Consider the following 26,868-nt stretch of genomic DNA (forward strand, 5'->3'; position numbering starts at 1 on the left):
GTGTTCAGTTCTGTCGTCACAAACGGAGCTTGGACACCCTCGCTGTACGCCCGCAGCCGATTAACGAACCTCAGCCCTTGGAATCAACCATCTAGGCGAGGGTGAGGATCTCGCTGCCGCCGTCGGTCACCAGGATGGTGTGCTCGAACTGCGCGGTGCGCTTGCCGTCCTTGGTCACCGCCGTCCAGCCGTCGGCCCACATGTCGTAGTCGATGGTGCCGAGCGTGAGCATCGGCTCGATCGTGAACGTCATGCCGGCCCGCAGCTCCACGCGCAGCGAGGGGTCCTCGTAGTGGGGGACCATCAGGCCGGAGTGGAAGCTCGTGCCGATGCCGTGCCCGGTGAAGTCGCGGACGACGCCGTAGCCGAAGCGCTTGGCGTAGGACTCGATGACGCGGCCGACGACGTTGAGCTGGCGGCCGGGGGCGACCGCCTTGATGGCGCGCATCATGGCCTCACGGGTGCGCTCGACCAGCAGCCTGGACTCCTCGTCGACCTCGCCGACCAGGAAGGTGGCGTCGGTGTCGCCGTGGACGCCGCCGATGAACGCGGTGATGTCGACGTTGACGATGTCGCCGTCGCGCAGCACCGTGTCGTCGGGGATGCCGTGGCAGATGACCTCGTTGATCGAGGTGCACAGCGACTTGGGGTAGCCCTTGTAGCCGAGCGTGCTCGGGTAGGCGCCGTGGTCGAGCAGGAACTCGTGGCCGACCCGGTCGAGCTCGTCGGTGGTGACGCCCGGCCGTACGTGCTTGCCGACCTCGTCGAGTGCCTGGGCGGCCAGCTTGCCGGCGACCCGCATGCGCTCGATGACCTCCGGCGTCTTCACGTCGGACTCACCGGTCTTGGGGCGTTTCTTGCCGACGTACTCCGGCCGCTCGATGTGGGCGGGGACCTTCCGCATCGGCGAGATCCGTCCGGGCTGGAGCAGTGTCGTCATGGGACACGAGTCTACCGAGCCCCAGTCGGTTGACAGATGTTGCGTCACGCCCCCGGCTCATACGGTCGTCGACATGATTCTTGTTACCGGAGCTACCGGAAAAGTCGGCGGCCAGGTGGTCGCCCAGTTGCGTGAGCAGGGTGTCGAGGCGCGGGCGCTGACCCGCGATCCGAAGCGGCCCGGCGAGGTGTACGGCGACCTCACCGACCCCGCCACCTTGGACGCCGCCCTCGACGGCGTGGACAAGGTGTTCCTCGTGTGGCCGACGCTGTCCGCCGACGAGCGGGCCGCCGAGGTGCTGAAGAAGATCACGGAGCGGGTGCGCCGGGTGGTCTACCTGTCCTCGGCGGGGGCGGAGGAGGAGCCCGATCCGGTGAACTCCTCCCACCGGATGATCGAGGGCCTGGTCAGGGAGTCGGGCGTCGAGTGGACGTTCGTGCGGGGCGGCGGCTTCGCCGGCAACGACCTGGGCTGGGTGGCGGGCATCCGGGACGGCGGGGTGGTGCGGGAGCCGTTCGGCGGGTGGGCCAGGTCGCTGGTGCACGAGGCGGACCTGGCCGCCGTGGGAGTGCGGGCGCTGCTGGACGACGGCCACGTCGGGGCCGCGTACGCGGTGACCGGGCCCGAGGCGCTGACGCAGCGGGAACGGGTGGAGATCATCGGCGAGGTCATCGGGCGGCCGCTGCGCTTCGAGGAGTTGCCGCAAGAGGAGGCCAGGGCCTACTTCGAGACGTGGCTGCCGCCGGAGGCCATCGACGACACCTTCGAGGACATGCGGGCGCTCACCGCGCGGCCCGAGCCCGTGACCACCGCGGTCGAGGAGATCACCGGACGGCCGGCGCGCACCTACCGGGAGTGGGTGGCCGATCACGCCCGGGACTTCGCGGGTAGCCTCTGAGGCATGCTGCACGGGCGGACGGACGAGACGGCCATGATCGAGCGGCTGCTGTCCGGGGCCCGGGAAGGCACCAGCGCGGCGCTGATCATCAGGGGTGAGGCGGGCATCGGCAAGACCGCGCTCCTGGAGGCCGCCGCCGCGCGCGCCGGCGAACTGCCGGTGCTGCGGGGGGCAGGGATCGAGTCGGAGCACGAGCTGCCCTATGCCGGTCTCAGCCTGCTGCTGGGCCGTACCGCCGGGCGGCTGGACCGGCTGCCGGAAGGGCAGGCCAGGGCGCTGGCCGCCGCGCTCGGCACCGGACCGGCGGGGGAAGGCGACCCGTTCCTGGTGGGGCTGGCCGTGCTGACGCTGCTGGCCGAGGCGGGGCCGCTGGTCTGCCTCATCGACGACGCCCAATGGCTCGACCACGCCTCCGCCGCGGCGCTGCTGTTCGCCGCGCGGCGGCTGGAGGCCGAGGGGGTGGTGATGCTGCTGACGGTACGCGAGCCGCACGCCCCCGGCTTCCAGGCGGCCGGCCTGGACGAACTGCTCCTGGGCGGCCTGGCCGACGAGAGCGCCCATGCCCTCCTGACCGAGCGCGCGGGCGGCCTGCCGGCCCGCGAGCGCGAGGAGGTGCTGGCCGAGTCGGCGGGCAATCCACTGGCCCTGCTGGAGCTGTCGGCCGCGCGGCGGCAGTCCGGGCCCTACCCGATGGGGATCGTGCCGGTGCAGAGCCGGATCCAGCAGGGGTTCGCCGACCGGGTCGCCGCCCTTCCCGCGGCCACCCGCACGCTGATGCTGGTGGCCGCCGCCGACGACACCGGCGAGGCGGCCGCCGTGCTCGCCGCCGCGGGACTGCTCGGCGCCGGGCCCGCCGACCTCGAACCGGCGGAACGCGCGGACCTGCTCACCGCCTCCGGCGCCCGCCTGGCCTTCGTCCACCCGCTGATCAGGAGCGCCGTCTACCAGCGCGCGCCACTGGCCAGGCGGATGGCCGCGCACCGCGCGCTGGCCGACGTCCTCGACGGAGACCGGAGCGTCTGGCACCTGGCCGCCGCCACCCAGGAACCCGACGAGGACGTCGCCGCCGCGCTGGCGGTCACCGCCGAGCGGGCCAGGGACCGGGGCGGTTACGCGGCCGTCGCCGCCGCCTACGCGCGGGCCGCCGAGCTCACCCCCGACCCGGCCGTACGCGCCCGCCGCCACGTCGCCGCCGCCCGCGCGGCCACCGACGCCGGGCAGTTCGAGAAGGCCGCCGAGCTGCTGCGGCTGACCGGGCTGGAGGAGCGGGTGCACGCCGCCAAGCTGCGCGCCGTCCTCGCCGAGTCCCGCGACGACGCCCAGGACGCCTACCGCATCCTGCTCCACGAGACCGATCCGGCGGCCCCGGGCGACTCCGTCGTCCTGCTGCGCGACGCGGTCGCGGCGGCCTGGCGCAACAACGACTTCGAGTGCGTCGAGATGATGGGCGGCTTCGCGGGCACGCTGGCGGGCGGCGCCCCGGTCGCCACGCTGGCCACCGCCGCCCTGGCCGCCGACCGCGTCGAGCGCGGCGAGGTGGCCGGCGGCCTGGCCGCCCTGCGCGACCTGCTCGCCGACCCGCCGGGCGAGGACGCCGATGTGCGGGACCGGCTGCTGTTCGCCCGGATGCGCCTGATCACCGGCGACGTCGCCGGCGCCTACGGTGAGGTCTCCTGGCTCGAACGCGACGCCCGTGAGCACGGCGCGCTCGGCACGCTGCCCGACGTCCAGGTGATCCTGGCCCGCTGCCAGCTGTTCACCGGCGCGCACCGCGACGCCCGGCTCACCGCCGAGGACGGGCTGCGCATCGCCGCCGACACCGGGCAGAGCAGGCCCGCGCTGGAGCTGCGGGCCGTCCTGGCCGAACTGGCCGCCATCGAGGGCGATGAGCAACGCTGCCGCGAGATGTCGGCCGGGGCGCTGGAGCGCGGGCTCGCCCCCGGCTCGGTGCACGCCGCCGCCGCGCTCAGCCTGCTCGACCTCGGGCTCGGCCGCTACGAACCGGCCCACGACCGGCTGGCCGCCGTCCTCGCGGGCTCGCGGCCGATGGGGATGCTGTCCGCGCTGCCCCTCATGGTCGAGGCCGCGGTACGGCTCGGCCGCCGCGCCGACGCCGCCGGTCCGGCCGCGACCTACGAGCGGTGGGCCCGCGAGAGCGGCCAGGCCTGGGCCCTGGGCGTGTCCCTGCGCAACCGGGCGCTGCTCACCGACGACCTGGACGACTACGCGCGGGCCGTACACCATGAGGCCTTTCCGCTCGACCGGGCGCGTGCCGGGCTCCTGTACGGGGAGCGGCTGCGGCGCGAGCGCAGGATGAGCGAGGCCCGCACGTGGCTGCGGACCGCCGCCGAGGACTTCGAACGCCTGGGCGCGCCGCCGTGGGCCGAGCGGGCGCGCCGCGAGCTGCGCGCGACGGGCGAGAGCCGCGCGGTGCGCACGCACGCGCCCGACCTCGCGCAACGGCTCACCGCCCAGGAACTCCAGGCAGTACGGCTGGCCGCGCAGGGGCTCAGCAACCGGGAGATCGGGGCACGGCTGTTCCTGAGCCCGCGCACGGTCGGCTATCACCTGTACAACGCGTTTCCCAAGCTGGGCGTGGCTTCGCGGGGAGAACTGGCCGGACTCGGCCTGTGATGTTCATGCTTGGGAAGGGATCAAAGGGGCATCATTGCTCACGTGAGCGAAGGCCAGTGGTGGTTCTGCCTCAAGCACATGAGGGTGGAACCCGACCAGGGATGCCCCAACAAGGACCGGATGGGTCCCTACGCCACCCAGGAGGAGGCCGCGGGCGCGCTCGAACGCGCCGCCGCGCGGAACAAGGCGTGGGACGAGGCCGACCAGGACGAGGACGACTGAGGCGCCGCCCTACGGAATGACGGCGTAGGCGCGCACCGGGAAGGTGCCCATGCCCGCCACCATGGGCGGCGCGGCGTGGAAACGGAAACCGCCGGCCGGCAGCGCGGACAGGCCGGTGAGGTGCTCGACGATGGGGATGCCCGCGGCGAGCAGGACGGTGTGCGCGGGGCGTTCGCCGCGTGGCGGTGTGTCGTCGATGTTGAGCGAGTCGATGCCGACCAGCGCGGCGCCCTGCTCGGCGAGCCATCCGGCCGCCTCGGAGGTCAGGAACGGGTGGCCGTTCATGTACGCCTCGGTGCCGAAGTGCGCGTCCCAGCCGGTCCGTACGAGGACGGCGCGGCCGCGTACGAACAGGCCGTCGAAGGCGTCGAGGCCGATCGCGCGGCGGCCCTCGGCGGGCACCACCAGTCCGGGCAGGTCGGCGAGCTTCTCGATCGGGACCCGCGCGAGGTCCGCGGCGCCGGCGTAGCGGTGGTGCGGGGTGTCCAGGTAGGTGCCGGTGTTGGCGGCCAGCGTGATCACGCCGATCTCGAACTCCGTGCCCGGCGCGTAGACCTCCCGGGAGTCCTCCCTGCTCAGGTGGAGGCCGAGCACGGGCCCCGGCACGCCCGGGTAGGTGGTCATGCCTTCGACGATGCGGTGGCTCAGTTCGACGATCATCGGGCGACTCCCAGACGGTAGAGCTTGACGAGGGCGACGATACCGATCCCGGCCCAGATGAGGTTCAGGGCCGCCGACGGCCACGCCGCCTTGTACCCGCTGTTGATCATCAGGCTGACCGATCCGAACAGATTGATCACCTGGTACGGCAGGCCGTCCCCGGACATCTTCCCCGAGGAGACCATGGCGTAGCCGTACAGCAGGGTGGCCGCGCCCAGCCAGCCGAGGGCGTCGAGGAGTAACTCCATGGCGCACATTCTCCGGATTTCCCCAGCTAAAGCACAAGTAACGAGATCTAAATCTGCGCGTAAGCTGACCTGCATGGACATCGATCCTCGGCGCCTGCGTGTCCTGCACGAGGTGGCCCGCCGCGGTGGCGTCATGCGCGCGGCCGAGGCGCTCTTCCTCACCCCCTCGGCCGTCTCCCAGCAGCTGGCCCACCTGGAGCGCGAGGTTGGCCTGGCGCTCATCGACCGTTCCCAGCGCCGCGTGTCGCTCACGCCCGCCGGGCGCGTGCTGGCCGGGTACGCCGAACGCGTCGAGGACGAGCTCGCCGAGGCCCGGCGCGAGCTCACCCGGTTCACCGAGCGGCTGGCCGGTCCGGTGCGGATCGCCGCCTTCCCGACCGTGATCAAGCACATCCTGGTTCCGGCGATGCAGCGGCTCGCCGTACACCATCCGAAGATCATTCCGATCATCCACGAGGTGTACGGCCCGCCCGCCCTCCAGGAGCTCAGGCTCGGCCAGGTCGACGTGCTGATCACCGAGCAGGACATGAGCCTGCCCGCGCTGTCGCAGCCGTCGCTGTCCACGCGGACCCTCTACGTCGACGAGTACCGCATCGTCGCCCCGCCCGCCTGGCCCGAGGCGCCGCGCACGATCGGGGAGCTCACCGGGATGCCCTGGGTGGCCGGTGAGCCCTCCCAGGCCTGCGGGCAGGCGCTTGACCGGCTGGCCGCGATCCACGGGTTCGAGCCGCGCAAGGTGCACGTCATCACCGAGTTCGGCCCGACGCTGTCACTCGTCGTGGCCGGGCACGGGGTCGCCATCGTGCCGGAACTGGCCCTGCTCGACGTGCCGGAGGGCGAGGTGCGGGTCAGCTACATCAAGGACGTCGGGGCCCGGCGGCTGGACGCCGTGACGCGCGTCAGCCGTACCCGGTCGGGGGAGCCCGACCCCGTGCAGGCGGTCGTGATCGGCGCGATCGAGGACGCGACGCGGGAGCTAGTCGGTCACCTGCGGTCCGCTCACGCGGTCGAGGAGCCTGGCGAGCCGGTCACGTAGGCTCGGCCGCTGCGGGATCTCGCCCGCGGCGGTGCTGACCAGGTGCTGGGCGCCGTCGAAGGTGATCAGCCCGTGCTGCGGGATCGCCAGCGCCTCGTGCGCCAGGCCGGTCAGCTCGGGGTCGCCGCTCTCCAGCGCGATGATCGTCGCGCCGATACGGCGGGCGTCGTCCACCCGTTCGAGCAGCGGCACCGGCGCCTGCTGCTCCGCGACCACGAACAACGTCTCGCCGCGCCGCGCCGCCTCGATGCGCTCCAGCCCGATCCGCAGGTGGGCGGGGGCGTCGGCGGGCGGCTGCCAGCGCACCAGCGTGGGCGCGAGCTGCGGCAGGCCGGACAGGCGCGCCTCGTCGCCCAGGTGGGCGGTCAGGTGCCACGGCTCGTCGCCGGGGGTGCCGACCAGGAGCAGGCCGCCGGGGGATCGGGTGGCCCGCAGGGCCATGCCGAGTTCGCGGGTGCGCTCGATCCAGCCCGTGTCGGCGAGGAGCTCGCGGAGGAAGGCCACAGACCCTGAGTCCATCCGACCATACTGCCGGACGGATGTCCTGACCGGCGTTATTTCGGGCCTTGACAGAAGGTTACCGCCGAGTAACGATCAGCGTGGTTTCCACGCTGCCAGCGTGGCCTTCGCGCGGGAGGACGGCGCCATGAGACTGTCCGTGATCTTATCCCTGGTCATCTCGCTCATCCTGCTCCCGGTACCCGCACAGGCGGTCTCGGCCGGAGACGTGATCTCCGCCCGGCCGACCACGGTGTACCTGCTGCCGGGCAAGCTCCTGGAAGTCCCGGTGAACGCCTGGAACGTGCTCTACCGCTCCACCTCCGCGACCGGCGCGCCCAATGCCGTCTCCGCGACCGTGCTCGTGCCCAAGGCCTCCTACCCGTTCGGCCGCCGACCCGTCATCGGCTACGCCGTCGGCACCCACGGCCTCGGCGACCAGTGCGCCCCGTCCCTCGCCATGCGGGAGGGCAGGGAGGCCGAGCTGGCCCTGGTCAGCCTGTTCCTGCTCAAGGGCTTCGCGGTGGCCGTCACCGACTACGAGGGGCTCGGCACGCCCGGCCAGCACACGTACATGGCCGGGATCTCGCAAGGACAGGCCGTCCTCGACTCCGTACGCGCCGCGATCCGGCTGCCCGGCTCCGGCCTGTCGGCCGGTGCGCCCGTCGGCATCATGGGCTACTCGCAGGGCGGCGCCTCCGCCGGGTGGGCCGGCCAGCTTCAGCCCTCCTACGCTCCCGACCTCCGCCTCAAGGGCGTCGCCGCGGGTGGCGTACCCGCCGACCTGAAGGCCGTCGCGCAGAGCCTCGACGGCGGCCCCAACTTCGGCCTCGCCGCCGCGGCCGGTGTCGGCTTCGACGCCGCCTACGACGAGCTCGACCTGTTCAACGACCTCAACGACCGCGGCAAGGCCCTGATGACCGACGCCGCCGACGACTGCGTGGGCGACCTCGGCAAGCTCGCCGGCCTGCGCTTCTCCGACCTGTCGCCCATCGACCTCATGAACCAGCCCAAGTGGCTGGCCCGCCTGGCCGAGAACCGCCTGGGTGCCCGGCCCCCGCGCGTGCCCGTCTTCCTCTACCACGCCCGCGGCGACGAGATCATCCCGCACGCCGTCGGCTCCACGCTGCGCTCGGAGTACTGCCGGGCCGGAGTGAACGCGCGCTGGCTGTCGATCCCCGGCGGCAACCACGTGCTGGGCGCCGTCGAGGGCGGTCCCCTCGCGATCGAGTGGCTGGCCCTGAGGATGTACGGCCTGCCCGCCTTCGGCAACTGCTGAAACCCCGCGGACCAAGGGGTCGCGCCCCACACCCCCCAGCGCGACCCCTTCCCGCGCCTGACAGGCCCTTGGCCAGGTGCTCTCAGCCGGTCAACGTGGCCGGGTCGGTGTTGGAGCCGCAGAGCACCACGGCCACGCGTTCCCCGTCGGCGGGCCGGTACGCGCCGCTGAGCAGGGCCGCGTAGGCGGCGGCGCCGGCGTGCTCGACGGCCAGCCGGTGCTCCGACCACAGGCGGCGGCGCGCGTTGATGATGGCCTCGTCCGAGACCAGGACGCTCTCCACGCCCGCTCCCGACAGGACGCTCTCCGAACCGGCTCCCGACAGGATGCCGAAGGCCAGGTCGCCCACCTGGGTGGCGCCGAGCGCGTCCGCGCCCACGCCGCTGACCTCGATCGGGACGGGGTGGCCCGCCAGCAGCGCCCGGTGCAGGGCCGGGATCAGCTCGGGCTCCACCGCCACCAGCTTCACGTCTTCGCGCAGGCCCAGCGACACACCGGACGCCAGACCGCCGCCACCCACCGCGACCAGGACGGTGTCGACGCCGGGCGCCTGCTCCATCAGTTCGAGAGCCAGCGTGCCCTGCCCGGCGATCACCTCGGGCTGGTCGTAGGCGTGCACGGGCAGCGCGCCGGTCTCCGCGGCCCGCTTCGCCGCGGCTTCCGCGGCCGCGGAGTAGATGGCGCCGGTCTGGGTGATCTCGGCCCCGAGGGCGCGCAGCCCGGCGACCTTCACCGGGCTGGCCACCGTGGGCACGAAGATCTCGGCGCGGACGCCGAGCGCACGGGCGGCGTAGGCGACGGCCAGGCCGTGGTTGCCGCCGCTGGCCGCGATGACGCCGGCGGGCGGCAGGCTCCCCGCCGACAGGATGCGGTTGAACGCCCCGCGCACCTTGAACGAGCCCGACCGCTGCACCTGCTCCAGCTTGAAGATCAGCCCCGGGGAGATCTCCAGGATGGGAGTGCGCAGGACGTGGCCCGCGACGCGTTCCCCGGCCGCCTGCACGTCGGCGTGCGTCACCGTCATCGTCATCCCCTCGCTACGGCGTCGTCGTTCCATCCGACCTTAGGACAGCGCCTGTTCGAGGTCGGCCCAGAGGTCCTCGGGGTGCTCGATGCCGACGGCCACGCGGACGGTGCCCTCGCCGATGCCGTGGCGGGTCAGTTCCTCGGGGCTGAGCGAGCGGTGGGAGGTGGTGGCAGGGTGCATGACCAGGGTCTCGACGCCGCCGAGTGAGGGGGCGAGCAGGGCCAGCCGTACCGCGCTCATGAACTTCTCTCCCGCCGCCCGCCCGCCGGCGAGCTCGAAGGAGAAGACGCCGCCGAAGTCGGGCAGCAGCTTGCCGGCCAGCTCGTAGGAAGGGTGAGAGGGCAGGCCGGGCCAGTGGACGGCGGACACGGCGGGATGGGCGGCCAGGCGGGAGACCAGGTAGCGGGCGTTGGAGCAGTGGCGCTCCATGCGCAGGTGCAGGGTCTGCAGTCCGCGCAGCGTCAGCCACGCGGCGAACGGGTCCGGCGTGGCCCCCAGCTCCACCGAGAAGTGCCAGACCTTGCGGTAGAGGGCGTCGTCGGCGAAGACCGCGAGGCCGCCGACGACGTCGGTGTGGCCGGACAGGTACTTGGTGGCGGAGTGGACCACGATGTCGGCGCCGTGCTCGATCGGGCGGCAGAGCAGGGGCGTGGCGAACGTGTTGTCCACGACCGAGACGACGCCGAGTTCGCGGGCCACGGCGCACATGCCGGGCAGGTCGGCCACCTGGAGGGCGGGGTTGGCGAGCGTCTCCAGGTAGACGAGCTTGGTCTCCGGGCGTACGGCCGCGCGCAGGGCCTCCGGGTCGTCCTCCGGGACGTAGGTGACGGTGACGCCGAAGCGGTGGACCAGCTCGTTGATCATGGCGGCGGTGCCGCCGTAGATGGCCTTCTGGGAGACGAGGTGGTCGCCGGGGCCGAGCAGGCCGAGCAGCACGCAGTTGATGGCGCCCATGCCGGAGCCGGTGGCCAGGGCCGCGACGCCGCCTTCCAGGCCGGAGACCGCGCTCTCCAGGGAGCGGACCGTGGGGTTGGCGAGCCGGCCGTACACGAAGGAACCGTCGGGGCGGCCCATGGCGTCGGCGAAGACCGCGGGATCGTCGAACACGAATCCGGACGTCTGGTAGATCGGCACGGTGATCGGCCTGCTGCCGGTGATCTCCGGCTGGGGCAGGTGGACGGCACGGGTCTCGGGACGAAGTTCCATGTCAACAGCATCTCCAGAAAAGTCCTGCGATGTCAGATCCAATGGGGGAGAATTGGTCCATGGATGGAGCCAATCTGGTGGACCTGCTCGGCCGGTGGGCGACCGGCCGGGGGCCGCTGTACCTCCTGCTCACGGCCCGGTTGCGCGCCCTCATCGACGACGGCGTGCTGCCGCCCGGCCATCTGCTCCCGCCCGACCGCGCGCTGGCCAAGCTCCTGGCCGTCGGCCGCGGCACCGTCGTGGCCACCTACGACCTGCTCCAGCAGGAAGGACGCGTCGTACGCCGCCAGGGCAGCGGCACCCGCGTCGCCGCCGCCCAGCTGTCGGCGGCCCGCGTGGCCGACGGCGTCCCCGCCAACCCGCTGATCCAGCACATGCTCCACCCGCCCGACGGGGTCCAGCTCCTGACCTGCGCCGCGCCGGACGTGCCGCCGCCGTACATGGTGGAGGCCTACGCCGAGGCCGCGGAACGGCTCGCCGCGCGCCCCCACGACCTCGGCTACTACCCGGCGGGCCAGCCCGCGCTGCGCGAGGCCGTCGCCGCCTACTACCGCGCCCGCGGCCTGCCCACCACCGCGGACGAGATCGTCGTCACCACCGGCGCCCAGCAGGCGCTGTCGCTGCTCGCCGGCCTGCTCGTGCAGCCCGGCGACACCGTCCTGACCGAGACGCCCACCTACCCGGGCGCGCTGGAGGTCTTCCGCCACGCCGCCGCCGTCGTACGCGGCGCCGAGCACGGGGTGGCCGGCGCGCTGCGCTCACGCCCCGCCCTCGCCTACACGGTCCCCACCGCCAGCAACCCCTCGGGCGCCGTCATGGACGTGCCCGCCCGCCGCCGCCTGGCCACGCTCGCCGCCGAGCACGACGTGCCGCTCATCGACGACGAGGTCTGCGCCGAGCTGTGCTTCTCCGGCGAGACCCCGCCGCCGCTGGCCTCGTTCACCACGGGCGAGCAGATCATCACGATCGCCTCGCTGAGCAAGGTCGTGTGGGGTGGGCTGCGGATCGGCTGGATCCGCGCCGCCGCGCCGCTCGCCACCCGCCTGGCCCGGCTGCGCGCCATCCACGACCTGGCGGGCGAGGCCGTCTCACAACTGGCCGCCGTCGCGCTGCTGCGCCGCCTGCCGGAGATCCGCCGCGACCGCACCGCCGTACTGCGCGAGCGTCACGACCACCTGTGCGCGGAGTTGCGCGAGCGGCTGCCGTCGTGGTCGTTCGAGCCCGCCCTGGGCGGCCAGACGATCTGGGTACGGCTGCCGCACGGCGACACCGACGCCTTCGCCCAGGTCGCCCTGCGCCACGGCGTGGCCATCCCGCCCGGACGCGCCTTCGACCCGGTGGGCGGGCAGGGTGCCTGGACAAGGCTGCACTTCCTGTTCACGCCCCGCGAGCTCAGCCGGGCCGTGGCCGGGTTGTCGGCCGCCTGGCACTCCTACGACGGCACCCACCAACCCACCACCACCCACGCCCTGATCGTCTAACCCCTCGCTCCCGGCCCCTTCCCTCCCGGCCCCTCCCAGGGCCGCGAGCCCGCAGGGGCGCGAGGGGCCGTGGACCAGGGAGCGGTGTAGCCCGGAAGGGCGGCCTCTGAGGTGTCCGGGGTGGTCGCTCCGGGAATGTCCGGCGGGCATCGCTGGGAGCAGCGATATCGCGGCGGAGGGCTTCGCGGGCGTGGGAAGGTGGCGGGCATGCAGGCGATCTTCGTGCTCGTGCACAGCCCCTCGGTAGGTCCTTCGACGTGGCGGCCCGTGGCCGAGGCGCTCGGCCGGCGGGGGAGGCGGGCCGTGGTGCCGGATCTGACGGCGGTGACCGAGGGCGGCCCGCCGCACTGGCCGAGGGTGGTCGAGGCGGTGCGCTCCGCCGTACCGGAGGAAGGGCCGTTGGTGCTGGCCGGGCACAGCAACGCGGGCCTGTTCCTGCCGGTCGTGAAGGAGGGGCTGGGGGAGCGGGTGGTGGCCTGCGTGTTCGCGGACGCCCACCTGCCGCCACGTGACGGGCTGGTCAGGGCGGGGGAGGAGGCGTTCCTGCCGTTCCTGCGCGACCTCGCCGGAGAGGACGGGCTGCTGCCTCGCTGGACCGACTGGTGGAGCGAGGAGGACGTCGCCCCGATGCTGCCCGACCCCGAGGTCAGGCGGCGCGTGGCCGATGAGCAACCTCGGCTGCCGCTGGCCTACTACACCCAGCTCGTGCCGGTCCCGGCCGGGTGGGACACGGTTCCGTGCGGCTATCTCTGGTACGGCCCGCCGTACGACAAGGTGGCCGAGCGGGCGGCGGGCCGCGGCTGGCCGGTCACCCGGGTTCCGGGCGCTCACCTCCACCAGGTCGTCGACCCGGACGGGGTGGCGGACACACTCCTGCGGATCGTGAATTCTTCACTGTTCCCCGAACGCCGGTCACCGCGACGATCGGAGGCATGACAGCCATCCAGGTATCCGGCCTCGTCAAGCGCTACGGCGCGTTCGAGGCCGTGAAGGGCGTCTCCTTCGAGGTTCAGGAAGGGGAGATCTTCGCGCTGCTCGGCCGCAACGGCGCGGGCAAGACGACGACGGTCGAGGTGCTGGCCGGGTTCCAGCGGCCGGACGAGGGCACGGTGCGGGTGCTCGGGCTCGATCCGGCGGGGCAGCGGGGGGAGGCGCGGCGCCGTACCGGCGTGATGTTGCAGGAGGCGGGGTTCTTCCCCGACCTGACGGTGGCCCGCACGGTCGACACCTGGCGGGACTTCACCGCGGCGGCCCGTCCGCGCGACGAGGCCCTGTCGCTGGCGGGGCTCGCGCACAAGGCGGGCACCAAGGTGCGGCAGCTCTCCGGCGGGGAGAAGCGGCGGCTGGATCTGGCGCTGGCCACGCTGGGACGTCCCGAGGTGCTCTTCCTCGACGAGCCGACGACCGGCATGGATCCGCAGGCCCGCCGCGACACCTGGGAGCTGGTGCGCGGCCTGGCCGCCGAGGGCGTCACGGTGTTGCTGACCACGCACTACCTGGAGGAGGCACAGCGGCTGGCCTCGTCGCTGGCGATCCTGGACGGCGGCGCGATCGTCGCCGCGGGCGGGATGGCCGAGACGCTGGCGGCCCAGAGCGGCCGGGTGGCCTTCCGCATGCCGCCGGGCGTCGCCCCCGGCGAGCTGCCGCTGCCGGTCACCCTCGACGGCGAACTGGCCGTCTGCCGCGCCGAGGATCCCGACCTGGCCGCGCAGACGCTGCTGAGCTGGGCGGCCGGGCGCGGCCTGCGGCTGACCGGGCTCGACGTACGCGCCGCCACCCTCGAAGACCTCTTCCTCGACAGGAGCACCTCATGAGCGTCGCCGCCACCTACAAGCTCGGCGCCCGCCTGTTCTGGCGGGACAAGTCCATGCTGGCCGGGTCGGTGATCACGCCGGTGGGCCTGACCATCGGGATGCCGCTGCTCATGCGGCACGTCCAGGCGGACGGCGTCGCCGCGGCCACCCAGATCTTCTACGGCTCGACCGCGATCGTGCTGTCGATCACCGGGTTCATGAACATCGTCGTGGCGCTGTCCATGCGGCGCGACCAGCTCGTGCTCAAGCGGCTGCGCTCCACGATGCTGACCGACGTGCAGATCCTGGCCGGGGAGATCGCCAGCACGGTCACGCAGACGGTCGCGCTCGTGGCCGGTTGCCTGGTGGCGGTGCGGTTCGTGGCGGATGTGCCGTTCCCCGGCAATCCGGTGGTCTTCGTCGCGGCGACGCTCGGGGGCGCGGTCTGCGTGGCGGTGCTCGGCGCCGCCTACACCGCGGCGATCCCGCGGGCGGAGCTCGCGGCGGCGATGACGGTGCCGGTGTTCCTGCTGTGCGGGGTCGGGGCGGGCGCGATGGGGCCGCTGCTCGACCTGCTGCCTTCCTGGGTGCGTACCGGGTTCGACCTGCTGCCGACCAGCGCCGCCGTACACGCGATGAAGACCGGCGAGTTCGCCGCGCCCGCCCTGAACCTGGCGGTCTGGACGCTCGCCGGGCTGGTCGCGATCCGGCTCTGGTTTCGCTGGGAGCCGCGGCGCTCGTAGATTTGTCGGACAATGACCGCTTCCTCTGCTCAACGCCTCGCCACCTGGCTGATCGCGGTGATCTCCGTCGGCTATCCGATGCTCGGCCTGATCTACCTGAGCTCGGGCCGCCTGGACGTCACCCTGGTCGTGCTCGCCGCGCTCGCCGCTTGCTGGATCCCCCACGTCCTCAACATGCGGGCCGCGCTGAGGGGCGTGCGGCCCCCGCTGTTCCCGCTGACGGTCGTGGTCCAGGCCGTGGCGACCTATCTGCCCGACCCGTTCCTGCCGAGCGGCTGGTCGGGGGTGACCGCGCAGCTGCTCGCCGGCACGCTCCTGCTGTACCTGCCGCTGTGGGCGGCCGGCCCGCTGCTCGCGCTGATGACGGTGGTGCAGGCCGGCGGCATCATGGTCACGCTGAACATCCCCGTCGTCGCCGCCCTCTACGCGGTGACGATCCCGATCAGCGGCATCATCGTGTACGTGGTGGTCCGCCTGGTCGCCGTCAGCCGCGAACTCGAGTCGGCCCGCGCGGGGCTGGCCGAGGCGGCCGTGCTGAAGGAACGGCTGCGCATCTCGCGCGACCTGCACGACGGTCTCGGCCGCAGTCTCACCGCGATCGCGCTGAAGGGCGATCTGGCCGCCCGTCTCATGGACCGCGATCCCGGTACGGCCCGCGCCGAGGTCGGCGACCTGGTGAAGGTGGCCAGGGAGGCGGCCCAGGACGTACGGCAGGTGGCCCGCGGGTACCGGGAGCTGACGCTGCGGGGCGAGACGCAGCGGGCCGCTTCGCTGCTGGAGGCGTCCGGGGTGAGCGTGCAGGTCAACCTCGCCGACGCCGTGCCGCCCCGGGCGTCGGAGGAGGCGCTGGCCTGGGCCGTACGCGAGGGCGTCACCAACGTCCTGCGCCACAGCGCCGCCACGACCTGCACCATCACCACGGCGGCCCAAGCGGGCCGGCTGCGCCTGGAGATCGTCAACGACGGCGCGCCCGGCCCGCCCGGCGAAGACGGCAGCGGGCTGACGGGCCTGGCCGAGCGCGCCGGGCAGGCAGGCGGCAGCGTCGCCGCGCACGCGGACGGCGGCGCGTTCCGGCTGGTCGTGGAGGTGCCGGCGTGATCAGGGTCCTGCTGGCCGAAGACATGCTCATGATCCGCGCGGCGCTCTCCGCGCTGCTGCGGCTGGAGCCCGACCTCGCCGTGGTGTCCGAGGTGACGCGCGGGGACGAGATCGTGCCCGCCGCGCTGGAGCACCGTCCCGACGTCGCGATCGTCGACATCGACCTGCCCGTCGTGGACGGCATCACGGCCGCCGCCGAACTGCGCGAACGGCTGCCGCAGTGCCGCATCCTCGTGCTGACCGCGCTCGGCAGGCCGGGCCAGGTGCGCAGGGCATTGGCGACGGGGATCACCGCGTTCCTGGTGAAGGACGCGCCGGGGGAGCGGCTGGCCGACGCGGTCCGCCGTACGCACGCCGGGCTGCGGGTGCTGGACCCCGAGCTGGTGAGCTCGGCCATGGAGTACGGCGAGAGCCCCCTGACCCAGCGCGAGACCACGGTCCTGCGGCAGGCGGCCCAGGGGGTGAGCGCGGAGGAGACGGCCGGGCGGCTGCATCTGTCGCCGGGCACGGTACGCAACTATCTGACCTCGGCCATCACCAAGACCGGGGCACGGAACAAGATCGACGCGGTGCGGATCGCCGAGGATGCCGGGTGGTTGTGAACCACGTGGCCGGTGCACGGGCCTCGTGGCGGCGGGGAGTGTGTCCGACGTGAGAAGCGCCCGATGACCGGGGGCCGCTCACGTCGGCGGGAGGCGGGTTGGTGGCGGGAGCCGTAACGGATGGGCCGGAGCCGTCAGGAGCGCTCAGACGTCGGCGCGGCGGCCGTCAGGAGCGCTCAGACGTCGGCGCGGCGGCCGTCAGGAGCGCTCAGACGTCGGCGCGGCGGCCGTCAGGGCCGCTCAGACGTCGGTGCGGCGGCCGTCAGGGCCGCTCAGACGTCAGTGACGCGCAGGCCCGCGTGGGCCTTGTAGCGGCGGTTGATGGAGATCAGGTTCGCGGTGAACGCCTCGACCTGGTGGGCGTTGCGCAGGCGGCCGCCGTAGACGCCGCGCACGCCCGGGATGACCGCCGCCAGCGCCTGGACGGTGTCGGTGGCCTCGCGGTCGTCGCCCAGGACCAGCACGTCCAGGTCGACCTTCTCCACGGTCTCGTCCAGGAGCAGCACGGCCGAGACGTGGTGGAAGGCGGCCACCACGCGGCTGTCCGGCAGCACGGCGGCGGCCTGCTGGGCGGCGCTGCCCTCCTCGACGGGCAGCGCGTAGGCGCCCTGCTTGTCGAAGCCGAGTGGGTTGACGCAATCAATCACGATTTTTCCGGACAATTCGGTGCGGAGGGATTCGAGCAGTTCCTTGTGGCCGTCCCAGGGGACCGCGACGATCACCACGTCCGCCTGGGCGGCCACCTCGGCGTTGCCCGCACCCCTCGCGCCGATGGGCTCGGCCGCCTGCTGCGCCCGTTCCGCGCTGCGCGACCCGATGAGGACGGTGTGCCCGGCCAGCACGAACCGCCGTGCCAGCCCCTTGCCCTGGTCTCCGGTGCCACCGAGGATGCCGATCGAAAGCCCGCTCACGTCAGTCATGGCTCAGATCATGCCAGCCCGGCCGCCCGGAGCGGCCTCCAGGTACCGCCCTGCGGAACCGCGGACGCCAGGTGGAGGCCAGGTGGAGGTCAGGTGGAGGCTAGGTGTAGGTGTGCTCGGCGGACGGGAACGCGCCCGACACCACCTCGTCAGAGAACGCGCGGACGGCACGGTCGAGGTCGTCGGCCAGCGTGCCGTAGGCCTTCACGAACCTGGCCGGGTGCTCCGTCAGTCCCATCATGTCCTGCCATACCAGGACCTGGGCGTCGGTGGCGGCACCCGCGCCGATGCCGATCGTCGGGATGGAGAGCGACGTCGTGACCCGCTCGGCCAGTTCGGCGGGTACGCATTCGAGCACCACCGCGAACGCGCCGGCCCGTTCGAGGTCCTTGGCGTCGGCCATGAGCTCGTCGCCCGACTGCCCGCGACCCTGGACCCGGTAGCCGCCGAGCGCGTTGACCGACTGCGGCGTCAGTCCCAGGTGCCCCATCACCGGAACCCCCGCCGACACCAGCAGCTCGACCTGCGGCAGAACGCGGCGCCCGCCCTCCAGCTTGATCGCGTGCGCGCCCGCCTCCTTCATGAAGCGGGCCGACGTCTCCAGCGCCTGGGCGGGCGAGCCCTGGTAGGAACCGAACGGCAGGTCGGCGACGACCAGCGCGCGCGAGGATCCGCGCACCACCGCCGCCGTCAGCGGCAGCAGGTCGTCGACCGTGACGGGCAGGGTGGAGTCGTAGCCGTAGACGACCATGGCCGCCGAGTCGCCGACCAGCAGCACCGGCACCCCGGCCCGGTCGAACGCGCGGGCGGTCATCGCGTCGTACGCGGTGAGCATGGGCCACCTCTCGCCCCGCTCCTTGGCCTGGGCCAGATCGCGGATGGTGACCCGGCGGCCCGTGACGCCGCCATACAGAGAGGACATGGAACAACCCTCCTGAACAAAGCCTCGAGTCGCCCCAGTGGCGTACCCGGACACCATCGATGATGCCTCACCCGGGCCGAATGTGTCAGTGCGACCCGTCACAATAGGGGTCGGAGGTAAGTAACAATCATGGCGATCGAGCCTTACCGGCGCCTGCTGCGGCTGCCCGGTGTCCGGAACCTGCTGCTGATCGGGCTGTTCGCCCGTGTCCCGTCCACGGCGACGGGCATGGCGCTGACCCTGCACGTGGCATACTCCCTCGACCTCGGATTCGCCAAGGCCGGCCTGGTCACGATGGCCAGCACGGTCGGCATGGCGGTGGGTTCGCCGTTGTCGGGGCGCTTCGTCGACAAGTACGGCCTGCGCCCCGTCCTCATCATCACCACCCTCGCCCAGGCGGTGTTCTGGGCCACCGCGTGGACGCTGCCGTTCCCCGTCCTGGCGGTCGCCGCGGCGGTGGCCGGGCTGCTGGCGCTGCCGGTGTTCAGCGTGATCAGGCAGTGCCTGGCCGCGCTGGTGCCGCCGGAGCAGCGCCGGATGGGCTTCTCGCTCGACTCGATGCTGGTCGAGCTGGCGTACATGGCCGGGCCCGCCCTGGCCGTCGCGGGCGTCACGACGCTCGGCAGCACGTGGACCATGACGGTCGTCGCCGTCGGCCTGGTCGGCTCCGGCACCGCCCTGACCCTGCTCAACCCGCCCACCCGCTCGGCCGAGGAACTGCTGGTCGAACAGGTCCGCGTGCCGCGGCGCCAGTGGCTGACGCCCGCGTTCGTGGCGCTGCTGGGCACGACCGCAGCGGCCACGTTCATCCTGACCGCCTCCGAGCTCGCGATGGTGGCCACGATGAAGAACGCCGGCCACGTCGGCTGGGTGGGCCTGGCGGTGGCGATCTGGTGCTTCTACTCGCTGGCCGGCGGCTTCGTCTACGGCGGCCTGTCGCGGGGCTTCTCGCCGCTGCTCCTGATCGGGCTGATGGGCGTGCTCACGGTCCCGGTCGGGCTGGTCGGCGGCGACTGGCGCCTGCTGCTGCTCGCCCTGGTGCCGGCGGGCGTCCTCTGCGCGCCCGCCCTGGCCAGCACCGTCGACACGGCCAGCCGCTGGGTCCCGGCCGCGGCCAGGGGCGAGGCGATGGGCTTCCACGGCACCGCGCTGCTGATCGGGGGCGCGTCGTCCGCGCCGATCGCGGGCGCCCTCATCGACGGGTACGGCCCCGCCTGGGCGTTCGCCGCGGCCGGCCTGGTGGGCGTGGTCATGGTATTGATCGCCCTCCCGCTGTGGCGGCGCCGCCCGGCCGCCTCCGCCCCCGCCCCGGTCCTTGAGGAGACGGTCGCCACGACCTCACCTCGGTGAGAACCCTTGCCCCGCCCATCGCGGGCGAGCGTCTACCGTAGAGCGGGAATTCTCGCGAGAGGGGTACGGCGGTGCGGCTCGGCAACCTGGAGCGCTCGGTCATGGAGGCACTCTGGGCGCACCCGGAGGGGATCCTGGCCCAGGACCTCGCCGCCGCGCTGCCCTCCTCGCCCGCCGTGACGACCGTGCTGACCGTGCTGGTGCGCCTGTCGCGCAAGGGACTGGCGACCAGGGAGCGGGCGGGCCGGGCGCATCTGTACCGCGCGGCGGCCGGCAAGGACGCCTTCGTGGCCGAGGCCATGCGGGAGGCGCTGGACGAGGCCGGTGACGTGGAGGCGGCGGTGAACCGGTTCGTGGGCGTGGTGTCACCGGAGGTGGCGGCCGCCCTCCGGGCCGCCCTGGTGGACCGCCCCGACCTGACGGCGGCCCGGGAAGCGGACGGCGGCGCCACGGACAGGGGCGGGGGGTCGTGACGCTCTGGCTGGTCGTGGCCGGGGTGGCGCTCGTGCCCGCGGTGTTCGGCGGGCGGGTGGCCGCGGCCCTGGCCGGGGCGGAGTGGGCGCGGCGGCATCCGCGGGCGGCGCTGGTGCTCTGGCAGGCGATCGGGCTGGCGGGTGGACTCGGGGCCGTGGGGATGGGGCTGGTCGCGGCGGTCGCCCCGCTGGCGGCGGCCTTTCCGCATGGGATGCACACGTTCGGGCACCAGGTGGTCGACGGGCGCGGCCTGGCCGGGCTCGGTCCCGGCCACCACCTGGCGCTGGCCTGGTCGGCCGCGCTGATCGCCTGGCTCGTGGCGCACACGGCCCGCACCGCCGTCACGACCGTGGCCAGGCAGCGCCGCCAGCGCACGCTCGTGGACATCCTGGCCGACCGGGTCGACGAGCGCGAGGTGGGGCTGGGGACCGGCCGCGAGGTGGGGCTGGGGGCGGGCCGTGAGGTGGGGCCGGCGGCCGGTCGTGAGGTGTACGTGCTGCCGGGCGCCGCGCCCGTGGCCTACTGCGTGCCCGGGTGGCGCTCCCGGGTGGTGCTGAGCCGCGGGGCGCTCGATCTGCTGGACCCCGCCGAGCTCCGGGCGGTGCTCGCGCACGAGCGGGCCCACGCGCGGGGCCGGCATGACCTGTTCCTGATGCCGTTCGCGGCGCTGGCCGCCGCCTTTCCGTGGCTGCCGGTGGTGAAGGCGGCGCGGCGGGCCGTACCGGTGCTGCTGGAGATGCTCGCCGACGACCGGGCACGGCGGGTGAGCGGCGATCGCACGCTGGCCCGCGCGATCGTGCTCATGGCCGTCCCGAAGGGGCCCGAGGGGGCGTTCCGGCTGGCCGACGAGGGCGTCGCGCAGCGGGTGGAACGCCTGCTCGGCACGTCGCGGGGCCGGAGGTGGATCCCGGCAGCGGTGTACACCGCCGCGCTGGTCCTGATGAGCGGCCCGGTGGCGGTGCTGGTCGCCCCGGTGGCTTGCGGCGCCTTCTGGCCCGGCTGAGCCGATGTTCGTCCGACCGCCGGACCGACCACCGTCCTCATCTTCTACGCTATGTAGAAATCCAACTTTCTACGTGACGTAGAAACTCCAGGGAGGCCACGTGTCGGACGAGCAGGATCGGGCCCGGGCGCGCCGCGCCAAGGTCGAGGCCATGCGCGAGGAAGACGACCGCCTGCGCGCCAGAAAGCGCAACACCGCCTTCGTCCTGACCGCCATCGCCGTCTTCGCGGTCGTGGTCGCCGCCGTCCTGGTGGTCGGCAGGTCCGGCGGCGAGGCACCGGCCGGGCAGGCCCAGGTGGTACGCGCCGACAGCCACCGCCTCCAGACCGCCCGGGACGGGAAGGTCACGCTGGTGGAGTTCCTGGACTTCGAGTGCGAGGCCTGCGGCGCCGCGTTCCCGGTGATCGAGCAGTTGCGGAAGCAGTACCAGGGCAAGGTCACCTTCGTCGCCCGCTACTTCCCGATCGCCAGCCACTTCAACGCCGAGCGCGCCGCGCGGGCGGTCGAGGCGGCGGCCCGGCAGGGCCGCTTCGACGCCATGTACCAGCGCATGTACCAGACACAGAAGCAGTGGGCGGAGAAGCAGACCCCGGCCGACAAGCTGTTCAGGGAGTTCGCGCAGAGCATGGGCCTGGACATGGCCGCCTGGGACAAGGCCTACGCCGCCGAGGACACGCTGGCCCGCATCAACAAGGACGTCGCCGACGGGCAGGCGCTCGGCGTCGAGGGCACCCCGACGTTCTTCCTGAACGGCCAGAAGCTCCAGCCCAAGTCCACCGACGACATCAAGGCGGCCATCGATGCGGCTCTCGCCAAGTGAGCAGCGGGCCGAGCCGTTCCCGCGGCTCCTGCCGTACCTGCTGCTGACCGGCGGCGGGATCGGGCTGGTCGCCGCGTTCGTGCTGGCGGTCGAGAAGATCGCGCTGCTGAAGAACCCCGCGTACGTCCCGAGTTGCAGCATCAACCCGGTCCTGTCGTGCGGCTCGATCATGTCCACGCCGCAGGCGGAGCTCTTCGGCTTCCCCAACCCGCTGCTGGGCGTTGCCGGGTTCGCGATCGTCACGACCACCGGTGCCGCACTGCTGGCCGGGGCGGTGCCGAAGCGGTGGTTCTGGGCGGGGCTGCAGATCGGTGTCACGGCGGGCGTCGTGTTCGTGCACTGGCTGATCTACCAGAGCCTCTACGTGATCGGCGCGCTCTGCCCGTACTGCATGGTCGTGTGGGCGGTGACGATCCCGATCTTCCTCTACGTCACGCTCAGGAACCTCGCCCGCCCCTTCGCGCGCAACCACGTGATCGTGCTGACGCTGTGGTACCTGGCCGTCCTCACGCTGATCACCATCCGCTTCTGGACATACTGGAGCAGCCTGGTCTAGCCGCAGGGCGAGGTAGGCGCGCAGCATTGTCTTGGTCTCGTTGATCAGGTGTGGCTCGTCGTGGTGGGCGCGCAGCAGTGCGTCCGCCGCCTCCACCGCGACGAGCAGGACGCCGCTGTCACAAACCAGCCCGGCCTGTACGGCCAGCACCTCCGCCAGCGCCCCGGCCACCTCCGCGTTCGCCCCGAAGTCGACCACCGCGAACCCCGGCACCGTCCGCTTCATCTCCAGGTACTCATCGACCACGGCCTCCACCAGCGGCTCCCAGTGCGTGATCCCGCGCCCGCGCACCCGGCGCACGAACGCGGCCAGGTTCCGCGCCGCCAGCGCGTCGGCCAGTTCCCGCTTGTCGCGGAAGTACCGGTAGACCGAGCCGATCGGCAGCCCGGTCACCGCCGCGACCCGGCGGGTGCTCAGCCCGTCGTAGCCGCTCTCGTCGAGCAGCCGGGCGGCGGCGTCCAGGATGCGCTCGACCCGCTCGGCGCTGCGCCGCTGGACCGGTGCCCTCCTCATGCGGCCAGCAGCAGGGTCAGGCCGCCGATGGTGTAGCAGATCATGAGGACGAACATCGGGATCTGGCCGGCGACCGCCCGCGCGGGCGGCAGCAGGCGTACCGACCGGTCGTGCGCGGCCACCACGCCCGCCACGTGCCCGATGACGATGGCCAGCACCTGCACCGCGGCGATCGTCGCCGGGCTCACCGCCTCCAGGTCCACTTCGGCTCTCAGCCCCAGCGCCAGTACGAACGCCTGCCGGCCCTCGATCACCAGCAGCGAGAAGTAGTGGGCGACCAGGTAGCCGACGGCGATGGGCACCAGCGAGTGCGCGAACCTCGGCGCCAGCCCGCCCGCGCCGCCGATGCGCCCGGCCAGCCACAGGCAGCCCGCGTACAGCGCCGCCACCAGCACGATCGCCCCCACCAGCCCCGCCGTGCCCAGCACGACCCGGCCCGGCGCACCCGACTGCAGCGCCTCCACCCAGACCGGCGCGCCGGAGAACCCGTCGTACCCGGTGCTCCCGAGCAGCACGCACACGGTCGCGACCAGCCCCGGCGCCGGCTGAACGGCATCCAGCCCGTCGAACGGATTGCGCAGCACGAGCCGCCCGTCAGCCCGCCGGCCGAACGGGGCGAGATGCCCGATGAGCGTTGAATACACCTCGAAGGCCTCGCCTCGGGCCAGCCACGCGTGGCCGTACCGGAGCGTGGCGAGGATCTGCGCGCCGCCGTACACCAGCAGAAAGACCAGCAGCGTGTACGGCGCGGCGGGCTCCGGCGAGACGAGCTCCACCCACGTGAACGCCAGCAGTCCGGCGGCGGCCGGCCAGTACCCGAGCCGTGGCGGCAGCGGGCGGCGCGCACGGTCCGGCAGCAGCCGCAACGGGCTCAGCACCCGCCACACCGGCCCGAACACCAGCGAAGCCGGCACCAGCCCCACCCAGAAGATCACATAGACGAGATGCGGCCCCGCGTTGCCCTCCTCGGGCCCCAGGACGAGCCACCCCAGCGTGTACCCGGCCAGCAGAAGCGTGCCCACCCGCAACATCCGCGACATCGCGGGCAGGCGCAGCGGCAGCACGCGGCCCGCGACCTCACCGCGGAAGCGCGAGTCCGGCCACAGCAGCCCCAGCGCCAGGAACGACACCACCAGTGCCGCGAACGCCCCCGCATACGCGTAGAACAGCGGGATCGGCAGGTCTCCCCGGCTGCCGACCCCGTGCGCCAGGATCCCGCTCACTTCACCGCCAGCTGGGTGAGCACCAGCTTGTTCTCATGCGTCTCCACCTGGAACACCCCGGCCACGTCCGCCGTGAACCGCACCGTGACCGCCTTGCCCGCCAGCAGCTCGGCCTCGACGTCGTAACCGTGCACGTGGACCTCGTCGGAGACGTCGCTGGTCACGGTGATGGCGACCCGCTGTCCCTTCTTGATCTCCACCCACCCCGACGGCGGGCTGACCTGCCCCTGCGCGATCGTGATCGGCACCACGACCTCGCCGTCGACCGTACGGGGCGCGGCGGTGGCCACCTCATGGCTGTTTCCGGGCCGATGATGCGTATCGGACAACTGCCCGCACCCCGCCACCAGCACGGCCGCCACCAGCAGTCCCCGCACCCGTCTCACCCGGCCACCCCCCGCTCTCCGGTACGGCGGCGCGGCGCCAGCACCACCACCGCCCACAGCACCCAGACCCCGGTGAGCAGCCCCCGCACCCAGCCCGGACCCAGCGGAACGAACGGGATCAGGTGAACCGCCCGGTCGAAGGCGTCCGCCGCGGTCAGTACCCCGAGCACCACCGTGAACCACCCGAACACCGGCCTGACCCGCCGCGCCACGGCGCCCAGGCAGACCAGCCACCCCGCCACCCCGGCCAGCGCGACCGCCGTGAGCAGAGGCGAGTCGAGGGAAGCGGCCACCACGTCAAGCACCAGCCCGGCCACTCCGGCCACTGTCCCGACCCCAAGCCCAACCCCAAGCGAACGCCCGGCACCCGCCACGCCCGCCGTGCCCGGAGCGCCCGAGATGTCCGCGAGCACGCCCCGGCCGTCCGCCGCGCCCGGACCGTCCGCGGCGCCCGGACCGTCCGCGGCGCCCGGGGCTGCCGCGGCGCCCGGGGCTGCCGCGATCGCCGGGTCTGTCCCCACCGGGGTGTCCGCCATCGCGGTGCCCGCCGTGATCCCCGGTTCAGCCGCCGCGGGGGCTGTCACGTCGGCGGCCCGCGCCGGGGCGCGGTACCAGAACAGTACGGCCAGCAACCCCAGCACCAACGACCCGCCCAACGCCAGCTGCGTCTCCACCTTCCCCAGTCCCGCGGCCCCGAACCAGTCGCACCCCGCGGGCAGCCGGGCGTCCTGGGCCGAGAAGTCCGAGCACAGGTACAGCTTGAGGATCTTCACCGGCTCCGCCACCCACCGATGCGACCCGCCCGACACCCCGGGCGCCGAGGCCGCGCACACCGGCAGCGCCTGCGGCGAGGACGCCCCCGTGTCGCCCTGGAAGCAGTTGCCCGTGCCCTGCCCGTCCCACCACACGTCGCGCCCGTTGGGACGCTGTTCGCCGGTCGGGCTGAGGCCGAAGACGTTGCCCTCGTAGCGGTTGTGGTTGGAGGTGTCGGCCTGCTTGGCGAGCGACTCCTCGCCCCGGATGAACGCCGGCACCCCGAACAGGTGGAACGCGCTGTTGGCGTGGCCCCAGATCCGGTTGTTCCTGAAGACGTTGTAGTTGCCGCCCGCGACGAGGATGCCGGTGCCCGGTGGCACGCCGACCTGGGGGCAGACGACCCCCTTCTCGTAACCGCGTTCGGCGGGTGGCTTCGCGCAGGTGCCGTCGCGGGTGTACCGGTAGTAGTCGCGGTTGTTGTTGTAGATCTTGTTGTTCTCGAACTTCGCGTGGTTCTGCGGGAGTCCGGGGTGGTCGGGCCAGAGGCTGTCCATCGTGGCGCCGACCATGTTGTCGTAGAACTCGTTGTCGTGCACCCACATCGAGTCGCCCGCGGTGCCCGAGTAGCCGAGCGCGTTGTGGTGGCTCTTGCAGCGGCGGATCTCGATGGCGTAGCGGGGGACCTCGTGGCCCCGGCCGTCGTTGAGGTTGGAGGCGCTGCCGGGGTAGAGGCCGCCGTCGCCGTTGCCGTAGGACTCGCAGTCGGTGTAGAGGCCGTGGTCGCTGGCGAAGGTGAGGAAGCCGTACTCGTCGTTCCAGCGGGTCAGCACCTTGTCGATGACGAAGCCGTCGGTCTCCAGGACGTACAGGGAGTTGAAGGTGGTGCGCTGGGCGGTGAAGTTGCGGAAGTAGATGCCGTTCGTGCGGTCGGCGCGGATGGCGTTGAGTTTGCGGTACTCCGCGTCGATGACCACGTCCAGCGGCCCGGCGCCGGTGCCCTCGATCTGCAGATCCTTCTTGCCGAGGATCGCGACGAGGTTCTGGTTGTGCGGGCAGGCCTGCTGTTGTTCGAAGGAGAGGATCTGGTAGCCCCAGCTGGACCAGCGGGCGGGCAGGTTCGCGCACGCGCCGGTGGGGGCGGCCCTGCTGGGCTCTTCGAGGTAGAGCCCGGGAAGGATGGCGATCGCCATGCCCGGTCTGTCGACCTTGTCGACGGCTTCCTGAAGGTTCCTGAAGCCCTTTTGCCGGCATAACTCGTAGAGCTGGATATTGCGCTGCTTGAGGGCTTCGGGGAAGTTTTCGATGCGGCGCTCGAAGTCGGGCCGGTCGCTCTTGCAGACCAGCAGATCGGGCTCGGCCTGCCGGTAGGCCGGGACACTGCCGCTGCCGTCCGGGAGCGTGACCTCGCGCTCCTCGTGGGCCAGTGCGGCGGTGGCGGGTAACAGGAGCCCTAATGTCAGGGCGCCTAAGGCCACGATCCTGCGCATGGGGGGCATGGCCGCGAGACTAGAACATTGCTCACGTTCTGCCCAGCCCCGGCGACGCCATTCCCCGTCTCCCGTACGGCGGGCCGCCCCGCC

28 protein-coding genes and 1 pseudogene are annotated in these 26,868 nt (G+C 72.8%); 17 read left to right on the forward strand and 12 right to left on the reverse strand.

The features are described 5' to 3' along the window. Positions 1-91 precede the first annotated feature (91 nt). Positions 92-940 (reverse strand): type I methionyl aminopeptidase, encoded by an 849-nt coding sequence (map, locus tag ACIBKY_RS38910; RefSeq protein ID WP_397104936.1) that lies wholly within the window; start codon positions 938-940, stop codon positions 92-94. Between the two features lie 73 nt (positions 941-1,013). On the opposite strand from map, the gene ACIBKY_RS38915 reads away from it, so the two are divergent. From ACIBKY_RS38915 to ACIBKY_RS38925, 3 genes are read left to right on the forward strand one after another with little or no spacing between them, the layout of a single operon-like run. Then, entirely contained in the window at positions 1,014-1,838 is an 825-nt protein-coding gene (locus ACIBKY_RS38915; protein WP_397104937.1) for an NAD(P)H-binding protein, read from the forward strand. Positions 1,839-1,841: 3 nt separating this feature from the next. Next, positions 1,842-4,472, forward strand: coding sequence for an AAA family ATPase (locus ACIBKY_RS38920; RefSeq protein ID WP_397104939.1), 2,631 nt, complete (start codon positions 1,842-1,844; stop codon positions 4,470-4,472). 42 nt (positions 4,473-4,514) lie between these two features. After that, positions 4,515-4,694, forward strand: a complete 180-nt coding sequence (locus tag ACIBKY_RS38925) for a hypothetical protein (protein WP_184970998.1) — start codon at positions 4,515-4,517, stop codon at positions 4,692-4,694. Positions 4,695-4,703: 9 nt separating this feature from the next. On the opposite strand, the gene ACIBKY_RS38930 is transcribed toward ACIBKY_RS38925, so the two are convergent. Both ACIBKY_RS38930 and ACIBKY_RS38935 read right to left on the reverse strand, forming a co-directional pair. Next, positions 4,704-5,354 (reverse strand): cyclase family protein, encoded by a 651-nt coding sequence (locus tag ACIBKY_RS38930; RefSeq protein WP_397104940.1) that lies wholly within the window; start codon positions 5,352-5,354, stop codon positions 4,704-4,706. Then, positions 5,351-5,602 carry a hypothetical protein gene (locus ACIBKY_RS38935; protein WP_184970658.1) on the reverse strand — a complete coding sequence of 84 codons (252 nt, stop codon included), beginning with the start codon at positions 5,600-5,602 and terminating at the stop codon, positions 5,351-5,353. Before ACIBKY_RS38935 ends, ACIBKY_RS38930 begins: the two co-directional genes overlap by 4 nt. 73 nt (positions 5,603-5,675) lie before the next feature. Here ACIBKY_RS38935 and ACIBKY_RS38940 point away from each other — a divergent pair, with 73 nt between their 5' ends. After that, positions 5,676-6,638, forward strand: coding sequence for a LysR family transcriptional regulator (locus tag ACIBKY_RS38940; RefSeq protein WP_397104942.1), 963 nt, complete (start codon positions 5,676-5,678; stop codon positions 6,636-6,638). On the opposite strand, the gene ACIBKY_RS38945 is transcribed toward ACIBKY_RS38940, so the two are convergent. Beyond that, positions 6,579-7,157, reverse strand: a complete 579-nt coding sequence (locus ACIBKY_RS38945) for a hypothetical protein (RefSeq protein WP_397104944.1) — start codon at positions 7,155-7,157, stop codon at positions 6,579-6,581. The genes ACIBKY_RS38940 and ACIBKY_RS38945 overlap by 60 nt on opposite strands. A 127-nt stretch (positions 7,158-7,284) precedes the next feature. Here ACIBKY_RS38945 and ACIBKY_RS38950 point away from each other — a divergent pair, with 127 nt between their 5' ends. Further along, entirely contained in the window at positions 7,285-8,415 is a 1,131-nt protein-coding gene (locus ACIBKY_RS38950) for a lipase family protein (protein ID WP_397104945.1), read from the forward strand. An 82-nt stretch (positions 8,416-8,497) separates the two neighbouring features. Here ACIBKY_RS38950 and ACIBKY_RS38955 read toward each other — a convergent pair whose 3' ends face one another. Both ACIBKY_RS38955 and ACIBKY_RS38960 read right to left on the reverse strand, forming a co-directional pair. Next, the gene (locus tag ACIBKY_RS38955; RefSeq protein ID WP_397104947.1) at positions 8,498-9,439 is read right to left on the reverse strand and encodes a threonine/serine dehydratase; all 942 of its coding nucleotides are present in this window, start codon (positions 9,437-9,439) and stop codon (positions 8,498-8,500) included. A gap of 39 nt (positions 9,440-9,478) precedes the next feature. Further along, positions 9,479-10,648 (reverse strand): trans-sulfuration enzyme family protein, encoded by a 1,170-nt coding sequence (locus tag ACIBKY_RS38960; protein WP_397104948.1) that lies wholly within the window; start codon positions 10,646-10,648, stop codon positions 9,479-9,481. A gap of 59 nt (positions 10,649-10,707) precedes the next feature. On the opposite strand from ACIBKY_RS38960, the gene ACIBKY_RS38965 reads away from it, so the two are divergent. The 6 genes from ACIBKY_RS38965 to ACIBKY_RS38990 all read left to right on the forward strand — a co-directional run bounded on the left by ACIBKY_RS38965 (position 10,708) and on the right by ACIBKY_RS38990 (position 16,365). Then, the gene (locus tag ACIBKY_RS38965; RefSeq protein ID WP_397104950.1) at positions 10,708-12,129 is read left to right on the forward strand and encodes a PLP-dependent aminotransferase family protein; all 1,422 of its coding nucleotides are present in this window, start codon (positions 10,708-10,710) and stop codon (positions 12,127-12,129) included. Positions 12,130-12,336: 207 nt separating this feature from the next. After that, complete coding sequence (locus tag ACIBKY_RS38970) at positions 12,337-13,065, forward strand: alpha/beta hydrolase (RefSeq protein WP_397104951.1); 729 nt, start codon at positions 12,337-12,339, stop codon at positions 13,063-13,065. After that, positions 13,062-13,943 carry an ABC transporter ATP-binding protein gene (locus tag ACIBKY_RS38975; protein ID WP_397104953.1) on the forward strand — a complete coding sequence of 294 codons (882 nt, stop codon included), beginning with the start codon at positions 13,062-13,064 and terminating at the stop codon, positions 13,941-13,943. Before ACIBKY_RS38970 ends, ACIBKY_RS38975 begins: the two co-directional genes overlap by 4 nt. Then, the gene (locus tag ACIBKY_RS38980) at positions 13,940-14,665 is read left to right on the forward strand and encodes an ABC transporter permease (RefSeq protein ID WP_397104955.1); all 726 of its coding nucleotides are present in this window, start codon (positions 13,940-13,942) and stop codon (positions 14,663-14,665) included. Before ACIBKY_RS38975 ends, ACIBKY_RS38980 begins: the two co-directional genes overlap by 4 nt. Positions 14,666-14,677: 12 nt before the next feature. Next, positions 14,678-15,763 carry a sensor histidine kinase gene (locus ACIBKY_RS38985; RefSeq protein ID WP_397104957.1) on the forward strand — a complete coding sequence of 362 codons (1,086 nt, stop codon included), beginning with the start codon at positions 14,678-14,680 and terminating at the stop codon, positions 15,761-15,763. Then, on the forward strand, positions 15,760-16,365 hold the full coding sequence (locus ACIBKY_RS38990; RefSeq protein ID WP_397104958.1) for a DNA-binding response regulator: 606 nt from the start codon (positions 15,760-15,762) through the stop codon (positions 16,363-16,365). The genes ACIBKY_RS38985 and ACIBKY_RS38990 overlap by 4 nt, the downstream gene beginning before the upstream one ends. A 272-nt stretch (positions 16,366-16,637) precedes the next feature. Here ACIBKY_RS38990 and npdG read toward each other — a convergent pair whose 3' ends face one another. After that, positions 16,638-17,285, reverse strand: coding sequence for an NADPH-dependent F420 reductase (gene npdG / locus ACIBKY_RS38995; protein ID WP_397104960.1), 648 nt, complete (start codon positions 17,283-17,285; stop codon positions 16,638-16,640). Positions 17,286-17,385: 100 nt separating this feature from the next. Beyond that, positions 17,386-18,207 carry a 3-methyl-2-oxobutanoate hydroxymethyltransferase gene (gene panB / locus ACIBKY_RS39000; protein ID WP_397104962.1) on the reverse strand — a complete coding sequence of 274 codons (822 nt, stop codon included), beginning with the start codon at positions 18,205-18,207 and terminating at the stop codon, positions 17,386-17,388. Positions 18,208-18,336: 129 nt separating this feature from the next. Between panB and ACIBKY_RS39005 the strand changes: the two genes are divergently transcribed. The 6 genes from ACIBKY_RS39005 to ACIBKY_RS39030 all read left to right on the forward strand — a co-directional run bounded on the left by ACIBKY_RS39005 (position 18,337) and on the right by ACIBKY_RS39030 (position 22,777). Beyond that, on the forward strand, positions 18,337-19,557 hold the full coding sequence (locus tag ACIBKY_RS39005) for an MFS transporter (RefSeq protein ID WP_397104964.1): 1,221 nt from the start codon (positions 18,337-18,339) through the stop codon (positions 19,555-19,557). Between the two features lie 71 nt (positions 19,558-19,628). Then, positions 19,629-20,030, forward strand: a complete 402-nt coding sequence (locus ACIBKY_RS39010; RefSeq protein ID WP_397104966.1) for a BlaI/MecI/CopY family transcriptional regulator — start codon at positions 19,629-19,631, stop codon at positions 20,028-20,030. Then, complete coding sequence (locus ACIBKY_RS39015) at positions 20,027-21,034, forward strand: M56 family metallopeptidase (RefSeq protein WP_397104968.1); 1,008 nt, start codon at positions 20,027-20,029, stop codon at positions 21,032-21,034. Before ACIBKY_RS39010 ends, ACIBKY_RS39015 begins: the two co-directional genes overlap by 4 nt. Positions 21,035-21,134: 100 nt before the next feature. Next, positions 21,135-21,854, forward strand: coding sequence for a DsbA family protein (locus ACIBKY_RS39020; RefSeq protein WP_397104970.1), 720 nt, complete (start codon positions 21,135-21,137; stop codon positions 21,852-21,854). After that, entirely contained in the window at positions 21,835-22,410 is a 576-nt protein-coding gene (locus ACIBKY_RS39025; RefSeq protein WP_397104972.1) for a vitamin K epoxide reductase family protein, read from the forward strand. Before ACIBKY_RS39020 ends, ACIBKY_RS39025 begins: the two co-directional genes overlap by 20 nt. 40 nt (positions 22,411-22,450) lie before the next feature. Next, positions 22,451-22,777, forward strand: coding sequence for a hypothetical protein (locus ACIBKY_RS39030; protein ID WP_397104974.1), 327 nt, complete (start codon positions 22,451-22,453; stop codon positions 22,775-22,777). A 17-nt stretch (positions 22,778-22,794) separates the two neighbouring features. On the opposite strand, the pseudogene ACIBKY_RS39035 reads toward ACIBKY_RS39030, so the two are convergent. The 4 genes and pseudogenes from ACIBKY_RS39035 to ACIBKY_RS39050 all read right to left on the reverse strand — a co-directional run. Beyond that, positions 22,795-22,923, reverse strand: a pseudogene (locus ACIBKY_RS39035) (TetR family transcriptional regulator); the annotation flags it as partial. Then, positions 22,920-24,146 carry a hypothetical protein gene (locus ACIBKY_RS39040; protein ID WP_397104976.1) on the reverse strand — a complete coding sequence of 409 codons (1,227 nt, stop codon included), beginning with the start codon at positions 24,144-24,146 and terminating at the stop codon, positions 22,920-22,922. The pseudogene ACIBKY_RS39035 and the gene ACIBKY_RS39040, both read right to left, overlap by 4 nt. Continuing rightward, on the reverse strand, positions 24,143-24,532 hold the full coding sequence (locus ACIBKY_RS39045; protein ID WP_397104978.1) for a hypothetical protein: 390 nt from the start codon (positions 24,530-24,532) through the stop codon (positions 24,143-24,145). Before ACIBKY_RS39045 ends, ACIBKY_RS39040 begins: the two co-directional genes overlap by 4 nt. Continuing rightward, complete coding sequence (locus ACIBKY_RS39050; RefSeq protein WP_397104980.1) at positions 24,529-26,784, reverse strand: hypothetical protein; 2,256 nt, start codon at positions 26,782-26,784, stop codon at positions 24,529-24,531. The genes ACIBKY_RS39045 and ACIBKY_RS39050 overlap by 4 nt, the downstream gene beginning before the upstream one ends. Positions 26,785-26,868 lie beyond the last annotated feature (84 nt).

This window comes from Nonomuraea sp. NPDC050394, from assembly GCF_044459065.1.
Taxonomy (GTDB): Bacteria; Actinomycetota; Actinomycetes; order Streptosporangiales; family Streptosporangiaceae; genus Nonomuraea.